Raw genomic sequence first — 12616 nt, 5'->3', positions numbered from 1 at the left:
ATTTACTATTTCATTTCGCCAACCATATCTTCTGGTCTAACCCACTCATCAAACTCTTGTTCTGTTACATAACCAAGTCTGATAGCTTCTTCTTTTAATGTAGTACCATTTTGGTGTGCTGCATTGGCAATCTCTGCTGCTTTATAGTATCCTATTTTTGTGTTAAGTGCCGTAACCAACATTAACGAATTGTTTAAAAGCTCTTTAATTCTGGTATGATTTGGCTCTATTCCTTGCGCACAATTTACATCAAAACTTACGCATGCATCGCCAAGTAATTGGGCAGAAAGTAATGCATTGTAAGCCATCATTGGTTTAAATACATTAAGCTCATAATGACCTTGCGTACCACCAATTGTCATGGCAACATCATTACCCATAACTTGAGCGCATACCATGGTAAGAGCTTCACATTGGGTAGGGTTCACTTTGCCCGGCATAATAGAGCTACCCGGCTCGTTGGCAGGAATAATGATTTCGCTAATACCGGAACGTGGTCCAGAAGCCATCATTCTAATATCGTTAGCTATTTTATTTAATGATACTGCAAGTTGCTTAAGTGCGCCATGGGTTTCTACTAATGCATCGTGTGCAGCTAATGCTTCAAACTTATTTTGAGCACTTACAAATGGTAATCCGGTAAACTCTGCAATGTATTCTGCTACACGGTTAGCGTATCCTTTTGGCGTATTAATTCCGGTTCCAACAGCTGTACCACCTAAAGCCAACTCAGATAGGTGGGGTAAGGTGTTTTCTAAAGCTTTTAAACCATGGTCTAATTGCGAAACATAGCCTGAAAACTCTTGCCCTAGTGTTAATGGCGTAGCATCCATTAGGTGCGTACGACCAATTTTAACTACATTTTTAAAGGCTTCAGATTTTTTTTGAAGTGTATCTCTAAGCTGCTTAATGCCAGGTATAGTAACTTCTACTATTTTTTTATAAACAGCAATATGCATTGCTGTAGGAAAGGTATCGTTAGATGATTGCGATTTGTTTACATCATCGTTTGGTTGCAAGGTTTTTTCTCCTTCTCCAATAGTGTTACCGGCAAGCTCATGTGCTCTGTTGGCAATCACCTCATTAACATTCATGTTTGTTTGGGTACCACTTCCGGTTTGCCATACTACTAACGGAAATTGGTTGTCGTGCTTACCCTCTAAAATTTCATCGCATACCTGAGCTATAAGGTTTCTTTTTTCAACCGGTAAAACTCCAAGCTCGCAATTAGTGTACGCTGCAGCTTTTTTTAAATAAGCAAAACCATAAACAATTTCTAGTGGCATAGAAGCCGGAGCGCCTATTTTAAAGTTGTTTCTTGAACGTTCTGTTTGAGCTCCCCAATACTTATCGGCAGGTACTTTAACCTCGCCCATTGTATCTTTTTCTATTCTGTATTCCATGAATGTTGGTTTTATTTTGAGCGCAAATTTACAGCTTTTACTACTAATTTTCAGGCAGATTGTTAGTTGTTTTTATTTTTTTGATTGCTGTATAAGACTAATTATATATAAAAAATTAAGGAAGCTTTACATATTTAAAACTTATGTGGTATCTTTGAACACGAATTCAGAAAATTCCGGAATTATGTTTGAATTTGATCAGTATCTTGGCTTCTTAGCATTTTTAACCATTTTAACCATTGGTTTTTGGTTAATGATTTTCTTACTCACTTTTGTAATTCCTTATTGGGTGGGAGGCTCTATTATGGAGCTTATAAAAGAAAAAAGAGAAGCTAAGCGCGCTAAAAGAGAAGCATAAAAAAAGAAGCCAATTTGGCTTCTTTTTTTGTTTTATTCTGAGGCGTAATTTTATGTTCCTTCAAACTCAAAGTCATCATCTCCGTTTATGCGTTGTCTATTACGCTGTCTTTCGTTTTTCTTTTGATTAAATCTATATACAAATGTTACATTGTAGCTTCTTACACGCCATTGAAACTCACTATAGTTAATAGTATTTGGCGTGAAAGAGTCTGTACGGCGTTTTCTGCTGTTAAACAAATCACTTATGTTAAAAGCAATTGTAGCCTTTTCGCTAAATAAATCTTTACTAAAGCCTAAATCTGTAGATAAAATTCCTTTACTCTTGCTTTGGGCATTTTCAAATGGTCCACGGTAAAACAATCTGGTTTGCCAATTAATTTTACCCGGCAGCACATACACACTATTAAAACGTGCAAACCAGCTGGTGTTATCTGCATCAAAACTTATGTCTTCGTAAGTTCCTCTAACTTGGTTGTGAAACAAATTAAAGTTACCATTTAAACGTAGCTTTCTGCTTGGGTTATACGATAGGGTAAACTCAAATCCATATCGGTTATTTTTAGAAAGGTTTATTGGAAAACGTCTAAGCACAGGAACTTCAACTAAAGGATTTTCACTTATTACAGCAGTTTCGTTTGTCTCGTCTGTAATAAATGTAAAAGATTGCGTTTCTTTTTGATAATAAACAGAACCATTTAAGGTAAATTTTTTCCAACGCTTTAAATACCCTAAATCAATACCGTTAGAATAGCTTGGATCTATGTCCGGATTTCCTTGAAAAATGTTACTTATACTTGAACGAGAAGGAAACGGATTTATAAAGCGTGAACGTGGACGCCTAATACGTCTGTTATATCCTAAAGAGATACTTTCTGTATCACTAAACTCGTATGTTAAGTTTACAGTAGGGAATAGGTTAGTATAGTTTTTACGAGCAAAATCACCCGATGTAATTTGATTTATTGTAATGTTAGAGTGCTCCATTCTTAACCCCAGCAAGTACGAAAACTTTCCAATTTTATTACCGTACTGGGTATAAAAAGCATTAACATATTCTCTGTAATTTAAAACATTACTCAGATTTGTGTCTATTTCAAAAACTCCTTCATCGTTGGCAATAGTTACTTCATAATCTGTAGTTAAATCTACAAAATTACCTCTGTAACCAGCTTCAAATTGCGCGTTTTCGCCAATAGGCAACACATAATCACTTTGCAGTAATATTCTGCGTTCATCATCAATAGTTGTAACAGTTTCTTGTGCAATTATTTCTTCGGTAGGAAAAATAGATGAGTTAGTAATAAACGAGCGTTCTTCTTCAGAGCTATCTTCGTGCTGAAAATCTATAGTTAGCTTTGCATCGTTTTTAAAGTTTTTAATATAGTTAACTGAAAACTGAAGAGTTTTGTCTTCTTCAACTTCCGGATCTATACGTCTTGTTTGGCTGGTAAGCGTTCTGTTACTGTCGTAATTAAAAATATTGTTAGTTGCTGTGTTTTCGTTATCGCCGGATCTGTACAAAACACTTGCAATTAACGATGAACTTTTATTTATAAAGTACTCTACACCAAAACTTGTATTTAGTCCTTTTCTAATTCTGTCAAACTCTCTATCCTCTATGGTAAATGTACTTGGAGCATCGCCATTTAAGTATTCTGTATCGTTAAAAGAGTTTCCTGGACCCTCTCTGTATGAGTAGCCTGTATTGGTAAAAAAGTTAACCTTTTCTGTTCTGAAATTAAGATTCAAATTAGCACCGGCTCTGTTTGGGTAACCAAAATTGGTGTTAATAGAGCCATTAATGCCACTTAGTTTATTGTTTCTTAAAATAATGTTTAAGATTCCTGCAGTACCTTCGGCATCATAACGAGCTGATGGCGATGTGATTACTTCTACTTTCTCTATTGCTTCTGCCGGAAGCTGACGCAATGCATCGGTACCGTTTAATCCAACAAGGGCAGATGGCCTACCATTAATTAATATTCTAACGTTATCGTTACCACGTAACGATATGTTACCTTCTACATCTACAGAAACAGAGGGAACGTTATCTAGCACATCGGTAGCAGAGCCTCCTAACGAAGTAATGTCTTTTCCAACATTAAAAACTTTTTTATCTAGTCTAATCTCTACTGTAGATTTTTCGGCAATAACTTCTACTTCATCTAAAGCAGCCACATCTATCTCTAAAGAGAAAGTTCCTAAATCGGCACTACTTGTAAGCCTTCTAGACGATATAACAATGGGATTGTATGATATATATTCTACTTTAATATTATACACACCGGGGATAGCTTCTATTTCAAATTCTCCCTCTTCGTTTGTAATTCCACCTGTTAGTAGTCGTTCTCTTTGCGTGTGCTGTAATGTAATTGTAGCATATGGTAAAGGCTCGTTGGTTGCCTTATCTACTACTTTTCCGGTAAGTGTAATTTTTTTAACATTAGCAAAGTTTGGTCTCTGGGCATACGTTGTAAAAACTGTTACCAACAGCAATACAACAACATGTAAAGTTCTCATTAATGTATAAGGTTATGTTGTGGTTACTATGTGTTAGACCACAAAAATAACTTGGGGTTTAACGGGCTTTAGTTAAATGATTGTTAAAATACTTACAAGATATTCTTAATTGTTTCGGGAGGTCTACCAACAACAGCCTTATCATTATTAACAACTATGGGGCGCTCTATGAGCTTTGGGTGTTTAACCATTGCGTTAATAATTTCTGCATCAGAAAGCGTTTTGTTTTTATATTCTTCTTTCCAGATGGTTTCGTTTTTTCTAACTAAATCTATTGGCTTAATATTAAGCTTGTTTAAAATAGATTTTAATTCAGCTTCATTTAAAGGAGTATCTAAATATTTAACAACGGTAAAATCTTTTCCTGAGTTTTCAAGTATTTCTAACCCTTCTCTGGATTTTCTGCAGCGTGGATTGTGATATATTGTGATCATGATTGTAATTTTTTATAGGTTGTTTTCTTTTTGGCCCATCATCATTAAATATGCTTTTAAAAAGGCATCAATATTTCCGTTCATAACGCCATCTACATCGGCAGTTTCATAAGCTGTTCTAACATCTTTTACAAGCTTGTAAGGGTGCATTACATAATTTCTTATTTGGCTACCCCACTCAATTTTCATTTTTCCGGCTTCAATTTCATCTCGTTGCTCTCTACGTTTTTTTAGTTCTATTTCGTAAAGTTGTGATTTTAGCATTTGTAAGGCACGTTCTCTGTTATCGTGTTGAGAACGTGTTTCTGAACAAGAAATTTGTATACCGGTTGGTTTGTGGTATAACTGAACTTTAGTCTCTACTTTATTTACATTCTGTCCGCCGGCACCACTAGAACGAGCAGTAGTTATTTCTATATCTGCAGGGTTTATTTCTATCTCAATACTATCATCTACTAATGGGTATACATACACCGATGCAAACGAGGTATGACGTTTTGCATTGCTATCAAAAGGAGAAATTCTAACAAGTCTGTGCACACCATTTTCTCCTTTTAAATATCCAAATGCATACTCTCCATTAATCTCTAAAGTAACGGTTTTTACTCCGGCAACATCGCCTTCCTGAAAGTTAAGCTCTTTTACTTTAAACCCTTGTTTTTCTGCCCACATTAAATACATGCGCATAAGCATAGACGCCCAATCGCAACTTTCTGTACCACCGGCTCCGGCTGTAATTTGTAATACAGCACTCATATTATCACCTTCATCAGAAAGCATATTTTTAAACTCAAGGTCTTCTATTTGCGTAAGGGCCTTATTGTAATGTGCTTGCACATCTTCTAAAGACGCTTCACCTTCTTTGTAGAAATCGTAAAGTACTTCGAGGTCTGCCACTAAAGATTTAGCCAATTCATAATCTTCAACCCACTTTTTTTTGCCTTTTAGGGTTTGCATGATTACTTCGGCTTCTTTAGGATTATCCCAGAAGTTTGGTGCAAAGGTTTTTTCTTCTTCGTTTTGTATTTCTATAAGTTTGGCATCTATGTCAAAGATACCTCCTTAACGCACCCAGGCGTTCAATAAGATCTTTTACTTGGTCTGCTGTAACCATAGTGTCTATTTTTGGCAAAAATAGGATTTAATAAAGCCAGTAAAAACAATTTTGTATAAATTTATGACTTCTACCAATCAAAACATAAATCATGATTAAAATACGCATCTTCTTAGTTGTTTTATTTATTTGTAGTTTGCCTGCAGCAGCTCAATTTTCGTTACAGAAAGAGTCGGTAAAAAAGTATGAAGGGTTTATTCCTTTTTATTATGATGAACAAACTGATAAAATTTATTTTGAAATTACCGATTTAAACAAAGAGTTTCTGTATGTGTACTCGCTCAGTAGCGGAATTGGTAGTAATGATATTGGCTTAGACAGAGGACAGCTTGGTAACGAGCAAGTTGTGTATTTTAAAAAAGCAGGAAATAAGCTATTGTTAATACAACCTAATTTAAAATTTAGAGCGCTAACAGATAATGAGTTAGAAAAAAAATCGGTAGAGCAAGCATTTGCCAAATCTGTTTTATTTGGATTTAATATTAAAGAAGAAAAAAACGGAAAGTATATAATAGATGCTACTGATTTTTTACAACAAGATGTGCATGGCGTTGCCCGAAGATTAAAACAAACCAAACAAGGCAATTACAATTTAGATAAAAGTAAAAGCGCTTTTAATTTAGAACGAACAAAAAACTTTCCTAAAAATACAGAAATAGATGTTTTGTTAACCTTTAAAGGAGAGCCCCAAGGTTATTATATTAGGTCTGTAGCCCCGAACCCAAGTTTAGTTACAGTAACAGAACATCATTCTTTTATTGCGTTACCGGATGATGGTTACAAAGAAAGAGCGTTTGACCCAAGATGTGGTTCGTTTTATATATCGTATTATGATTATGCTTCGCCGGTGCAAGAGCCTATTCTTAAACGTTTTATAACAAGACATAGATTAGAGAAAAAAAATCCAGAGGCAGCTGTAAGCGAACCGGTTGAGCCCATAATTTATTATTTAGATAACGGAACGCCAGAACCAGTTAGAAGTGCCTTGTTAGATGGTGCAAAATGGTGGAATAAAGCTTTTGAGGCTATTGGTTTTAAAAATGCATTTCAGGTAAAAATATTGCCGGACGATGCAGACCCAATGGATGTAAGGTATAATGTAATACAATGGGTGCACAGGTCTACAAGAGGGTGGAGTTACGGAGGAAGCATTATAGACCCTAGAACAGGAGAAATTTTAAAAGGTCATGTAAGCTTAGGAAGTTTAAGAATTAGACAAGATTTTATGATTGCTCAGGCGCTCATGAATCAACCTTTTAAAGAGCGTGATGATAACTACGAAGCTATGCTCAACATGGCACTAGCAAGAATACGACAACTTTCTGCCCACGAAATTGGTCATACATTAGGATTTGCACATAATTTTGCTGCCAGCACAAATAATAGAGCTTCTGTGATGGATTATCCGCATCCAAAATTATTGTTAAAAAATGGAGAGGTAGATTTTAGTGAAGCCTATGATACCGGAATAGGAGCTTGGGACAAAGTTACGGTAGCATACTCATACCAAACTTTTAATGAAAATATTGATGAAAAGCAGGCGCTCAATGCCATTTTAGAAGATGCACAACAAAAAGGCTTTAGGTACATTACAGATGCCGATGCAAGAGCAAAAGGAGGTGCACATGCATATGCACACTTATGGGATAATGGTAAAGAAGCGGTTGCAGAACTTAATAATGTTTTGGCTATAAGAGAAGCTGCTATTACTAATTTCTCCGAACATAATATTAGAACAAATGAACCTTATACGGTGTTAGAAGATGTTTTTGTTCCATTGTATTTTTTTCATAGGTATCAAACAGAAGCTACAGTAAAGCTTATTGCCGGTATGGATTACAATTACGCTGTTAAAGGAGATAATCAATTAATCACATCTTATTTAAATAAAGACGTACAGCAAAACGCTTTAAATCAAGTACTAAAAACACTCTCTGTAACTACATTAGCAATCCCAAAAGATAAATTAAAGCTGTTTCCGCCAAGAGCTATGGGATATAATAGAACCAGAGAAAGTTTTAAAAGTAGAACAGGAGTTGCTTTTGATGCTTTAAGTGCAGCAGAAACAGCGAGTGATTTTACCTTGTCTTTGTTACTACATCCGGAGCGTTTATCAAGATTAGTTCAGCAAAAAGCGCTTGATAAAAATAACTTAGGATTACAAGAAGTTTTAGAACAAATAACAAATGCAACAATAAAAACAAATTATAAAGATGCCTATTTAAACGAAATAAATGCAACAATCTCTTTTAGAGTAGTTAAACATTTACTCAAAGCAGCTGCAAACAGTAGTAGCTTACCTCAAGTAAATGCCATTGTAACAGCACATTTACAATCGTTAAAAACGTGGTTAATAAACCAAAAAGATGATTACGCATTGGCCATGGCTAAAGAAATTGATACTTATTTAAAAAAGCCAGAATCATATAAACTACAACCATCTCCAAAAATACCCGATGGTTCACCAATAGGAATGGACTGTTATTAAGCACTTATGAAAGTAAATTTAATTAGCGATACCGTTACAAAACCCACAAAGCAAATGCTTAATGCAATGATGCAAGCTCAAGTGGGCGATGATGTTTTTAAAGAAGACCCGACTGTTAATGCATTAGAAAACAAGGTGGCTAAAATGTTTAATAAAGAGGCAGCCTTGTTTTTTCCGAGTGGTACAATGGCCAATCAAACTGCAATTAAACTGCACACAGAACCCGGAGATCAGCTTATTTGCGATAAATACGCTCATGTATACAATTATGAAGGTGGTGGCGTGAGTTTTAACAGCGGAGTATCTTGCAAGTTGGTTGACGGAGTAAGAGGAATGATTACAGCTAAACAGGTAGAAGAAGCTATAAACCCACCTGATTTTTATCACAGCCCAAAAACAGCTTTAGTTTGTATTGAAAACACTACCAATAAAGGAGGTGGAGCTTGTTGGGAATTCTCTGAGCTAAAAAAAATAAAAGATGTTTGCACAAAACATAATCTTAAATACCATTTAGATGGAGCAAGATTATGGAATGCGCTTGTTGCAAAAAACGAAACGGCAGGTCAATACGGCGATCTTTTTGATACTATTTCAGTTTGTTTGTCTAAAGGATTAGGATGTCCGGTAGGTTCTGTTTTGGTTGGAGATAAGAAAACTATAGATAAAGCGCTCCGAATTAGAAAGATTTTAGGTGGTGGAATGCGTCAATCTGGGTATTTAGCTGCAGCAGGTATTTATGCATTAGACAACCATATAAACAGATTAGAAGAAGATCATAAAAAAGCAAAAGAAATAGGCGAGGTATTAACTACACTACCATTTATAAAGCAAGTAGAACCAATAGAAACTAACATTGTAATTTTTACATTAAACACAGATGTAGATGAGACTGCTTTTTTTGAAGCTCTTAAAGAAAAAGGTGTCTACCTAATTTCTATGGGGCAGGGAAAACTAAGAATGGTTACCCATTTAGATTATACCAACAGCCAGCATGAATATTTTTTAAATACTATTAAAAATATAACCATAAAAAAAGCCTTAGCGTAACACTAAGGCTTTTTTAAAATGATTAATTAGCCTATTTGGTTTTATCAACCACCTCTGCATTAGGTGCATTGTTTTTAACAGACTCAATACCATTTTCCATACCGGCTTCAGAAGCATACATTTGGCTACTTCCAATAATTTGTCCGTTGGCAGCCTTCAAGTTAAAGTGAAACTTACCGTTAGAAGCCGTTTTACGTTCATATTTACTATCGTCACCACAATTTTTTTTAACTGACTCTATCCCGTTTTTAGCTCCGCTTGCATCAGCATATCCTTGACTAGATAAAATTATTTGTCCGTTTTTTGCTTTGAGATTAAAATAGTACTTCTGATTGTTTTCGCTTTGAAATAATTCGAACATAATTTGTGTGATTTTAATTATGTTTTAAATATAAAAAAATTGAAGGTAAAAAATCAACTAAACAGCAAAAAAGGGTAGTTTTTTTTAATTGAGATTTTTAAGAGATTGGTATAAGTATATTGTTGGTTATTAATCGATTATATAAGTGGTTTGGTCTAATTTTACTACAAATCGGTAATAAAATAATTCTTACTCTTAAAAAAAATTACTATATATGTTACAGTAAAAAGCAAAGTAAAGTATAGGCGTTTTTATTTGGTTAGCAGTCTTATACTATAAGCTTTTTAGGTTGGTTTATTTTTTAGACAACGGCTCACTTTTGTGAGCCGTTATTTATTTTAAAAAATCTAATCCCGGAATATTAGGCATACCTTCTTTAGCTACAGCCGTAAGTTCTGCTTCTTGTACTTTCGTAGCTTTTTCTATTGCCTTATTAAGTGTTAAAATTAAATAATCTTCTAACTGCTCTTTATCAGAAAGTAAAGACTCGTCTATATCTATTTTCTTAATAGCTCGGTTAGCAGTTAAAGAAACTTTTAAAAGATTATCTGCAGAGTTTTCTTCAACAATTACAGTATCTAAACGTTTTTTAGTTTCTTCTACTTTTTTTTGGGTTTCTTTAAGTTTACCCATCATACCCATAATATCTCCAAACATACTGTTACAATTTAAAATTAGAGCGTAAAATTAAAACAAAGTAATTGTATCATAAAAAAATATAAAAACAAACAATAATTGCTACTTTCGCAAACGCTATTAAAACGGTACAAAATGCAAGCACAAAAAGCTAATAAAATTCCACAGAAATTAGAAAAGCACGGCGATGTAAGAATAGATAATTACTTTTGGATGAACCAGCGCGATAGTAAAAATGTACTAGATTATTTACAGCAAGAAAACGAGTACAATAGCGCTATGACGGCTCATACCCAAGAGTTACAAAAAGCATTGTTTACCGAAATGAAAGGGAGAATAAAAGAAGATGATGAATCTGTTCCCTATAAATACAATGGTTACTGGTATATAACGAAATACGAAACCGGTAAAGATTACCCAATTTACGTTAGAAAAAAAGATACATTAGAGGCCCCGGAAGAACTTTTGTTTGATTGCAACGAATTAGCTAAAGGGCATAATTACTTTCATTTAAAAGGTATCAATATTAGCTTAGATAATAAGCTGGTTGCGTTTGCTACAGATACTGTTGGGAGAAGAATTTATACAATTCAAATAAAAAATCTTGAAACCGGAGAAGTTTATCCGGTAAAAATAACAAACACTACAGGATCTAGCACTTGGGCTAACGATAATAAAACACTGTTTTATACACAGAAAAACGAGAAAACACTAAGGAGCGAAAAAATTTTTAAACACAGGCTAGGAGAAGATCCTGCTACAGATAAGTTGGTGTATTATGAGCAAGACGAAACCTTTAATACCTTTATTTACAAAACAAAATCTAAGCAATTTTTAGTAATTGGCTCTGTAAGCACTTTAACTACAGAATACAGGTTTTTAGATGCTACCAACCCAGAGGGTGAGTTTACTATTTTACAGCCCAGAATAAGAGGATTAGAATATAGTGTTTATCATTTTGACAGACATTTTTACATAGTAACTAATGCAGATGGGGCAAGCAATTTTAAATTAATGAAAGCGCCCGTAAATGCTACTACAAAAAACAATTGGCAAGAAGTAATAGCACATAGAGAAGATGTGTTACTAGAAGATATAGATATTTTTAAAAACTTTTTAGTAATATCAGAACGTAGTAATGGTTTAAATAAAATAAGGATTAAAAGGTGGGATAATACAGACGATTATTATTTGCCTTTTGACAATGAAACTTACACGGCCTATACATCTGTAAATTTAGACTTTAATACGCATATACTCAGATATTCATATAACTCTTTAACAACACCTCCATCTACAATAGATTTTAATATGGTTACAAGAGAGAAAACCATTAAAAAAGAACAAGAAGTATTAGGAGGAGATTTTAATAAAGATAATTATGTGTCTGAGCGTGTATGGGCAACTGCAGATGATGGTGTAAAGGTTCCAATTTCTTTAGTTTATAAAAAAGGAACACCTTTAAACGGTAGCGCACCTCTACTACTATACGGATATGGTTCATATGGTGCAACCATAGATCCGTATTTTTCATCATCACGATTATCACTGTTAAACAGAGGGTTTATTTTTGCTATTGCACACATTAGGGGAGGAGAATATTTAGGAAGAGCTTGGTACGAAGATGGTAAACTTTTAAAAAAGAAAAACACATTTACGGACTTTATTGCGTGCTCAAAATATTTAATAGCCAATAATTACACATCTGCAAACCATTTGTATGCCATGGGAGGTTCTGCTGGAGGGTTGCTTATTGGTGCTGTTATTAATATGGCTCCCCAATTATATAAAGGAGTTATAGCAGCAGTACCTTTTGTAGATGTTTTAACAACTATGTTAGACGACTCTATACCACTTACAACAGGTGAATATGATGAGTGGGGAAATCCAAACGATGAGGAGTACTATTGGTATATAAAATCGTATTCTCCATATGATAATGTTACGGCACAAGAGTACCCAAATGTATTAGTAACCACCGGATATCATGATTCTCAAGTACAATATTGGGAACCGGCAAAATGGGTAGCAAAACTCAGAGAGCTTAAAACAGATAACAATAAACTGCTATTTCACATTAATATGGATGCAGGACATAGTGGAGCATCCGGGAGGTTCGAAGCATTAAAAGAAATTGCAGAAGAATATGCCTTTTTACTTGATTTAGAGGGGATAAAGGCATAAATAAAAAAATTATTAACTTTGCAAGGTTTTGTGAATTGTTAAGAAAATGTTTACTTTCATTCATAAAAC

General features: G+C 34.4%; 10 protein-coding genes. 4 read left to right on the top strand and 6 right to left on the bottom strand.

The window, feature by feature from the left end:
* Positions 1-5 precede the first annotated feature (5 nt).
* The gene (gene fumC, locus ACZ5CF_RS08785; protein WP_464578925.1) at positions 6-1403 is read right to left on the bottom strand and encodes a class II fumarate hydratase; all 1398 of its coding nucleotides are present in this window, start codon (positions 1401-1403) and stop codon (positions 6-8) included.
* 154 nt (positions 1404-1557) lie between these two features.
* On the opposite strand from fumC, the gene ACZ5CF_RS08780 reads away from it, so the two are divergent.
* Positions 1558-1761 (top strand): hypothetical protein, encoded by a 204-nt coding sequence (locus tag ACZ5CF_RS08780; protein ID WP_464580861.1) that lies wholly within the window; start codon positions 1558-1560, stop codon positions 1759-1761.
* A 50-nt stretch (positions 1762-1811) separates the two neighbouring features.
* Here the strand turns inward: ACZ5CF_RS08780 and ACZ5CF_RS08775 are convergent, their stop codons facing one another.
* The 3 genes from ACZ5CF_RS08775 to prfB all read right to left on the bottom strand — a co-directional run bounded on the left by ACZ5CF_RS08775 (position 1812) and on the right by prfB (position 5831).
* Complete coding sequence (locus ACZ5CF_RS08775) at positions 1812-4283, bottom strand: TonB-dependent receptor (protein WP_464578924.1); 2472 nt, start codon at positions 4281-4283, stop codon at positions 1812-1814.
* 92 nt (positions 4284-4375) lie between these two features.
* Positions 4376-4717, bottom strand: coding sequence for an arsenate reductase (glutaredoxin) (gene arsC / locus ACZ5CF_RS08770; RefSeq protein ID WP_464578923.1), 342 nt, complete (start codon positions 4715-4717; stop codon positions 4376-4378).
* Positions 4718-4729: 12 nt separating this feature from the next.
* Positions 4730-5831 (bottom strand): peptide chain release factor 2 gene (gene prfB, locus ACZ5CF_RS08765; RefSeq protein ID WP_464578921.1). Its coding sequence is split into 2 segments (ribosomal slippage): positions 4730-5767 and positions 5769-5831, totalling 1101 coding nucleotides; the frame shifts between segments, so codons are not numbered across the junction.
* A 91-nt stretch (positions 5832-5922) separates the two neighbouring features.
* Between prfB and ACZ5CF_RS08760 the strand changes: the two genes are divergently transcribed.
* Entirely contained in the window at positions 5923-8319 is a 2397-nt protein-coding gene (locus tag ACZ5CF_RS08760; RefSeq protein WP_464578920.1) for a zinc-dependent metalloprotease, read from the top strand.
* A gap of 6 nt (positions 8320-8325) precedes the next feature.
* Entirely contained in the window at positions 8326-9366 is a 1041-nt protein-coding gene (locus ACZ5CF_RS08755) for a threonine aldolase family protein (RefSeq protein ID WP_464578918.1), read from the top strand.
* Between the two features lie 31 nt (positions 9367-9397).
* Here ACZ5CF_RS08755 and ACZ5CF_RS08750 read toward each other — a convergent pair whose 3' ends face one another.
* Complete coding sequence (locus tag ACZ5CF_RS08750) at positions 9398-9727, bottom strand: YegP family protein (RefSeq protein WP_464578917.1); 330 nt, start codon at positions 9725-9727, stop codon at positions 9398-9400.
* A gap of 333 nt (positions 9728-10060) precedes the next feature.
* A complete protein-coding gene (locus ACZ5CF_RS08745; RefSeq protein WP_464578916.1) occupies positions 10061-10384 on the bottom strand; it encodes a YbaB/EbfC family nucleoid-associated protein in 324 nt (107 codons plus the stop codon).
* 114 nt (positions 10385-10498) lie between these two features.
* On the opposite strand from ACZ5CF_RS08745, the gene ACZ5CF_RS08740 reads away from it, so the two are divergent.
* Positions 10499-12547 (top strand): S9 family peptidase, encoded by a 2049-nt coding sequence (locus tag ACZ5CF_RS08740; RefSeq protein ID WP_464578915.1) that lies wholly within the window; start codon positions 10499-10501, stop codon positions 12545-12547.
* The last annotated feature ends 69 nt before the right edge of the window (positions 12548-12616 follow it).

It is taken from the genome of Lutaonella thermophila (genome assembly GCF_055387725.1).
Note: the sequence above shows the minus strand (reverse complement) of the source record. Positions and strands in the feature narration are given on the sequence as shown.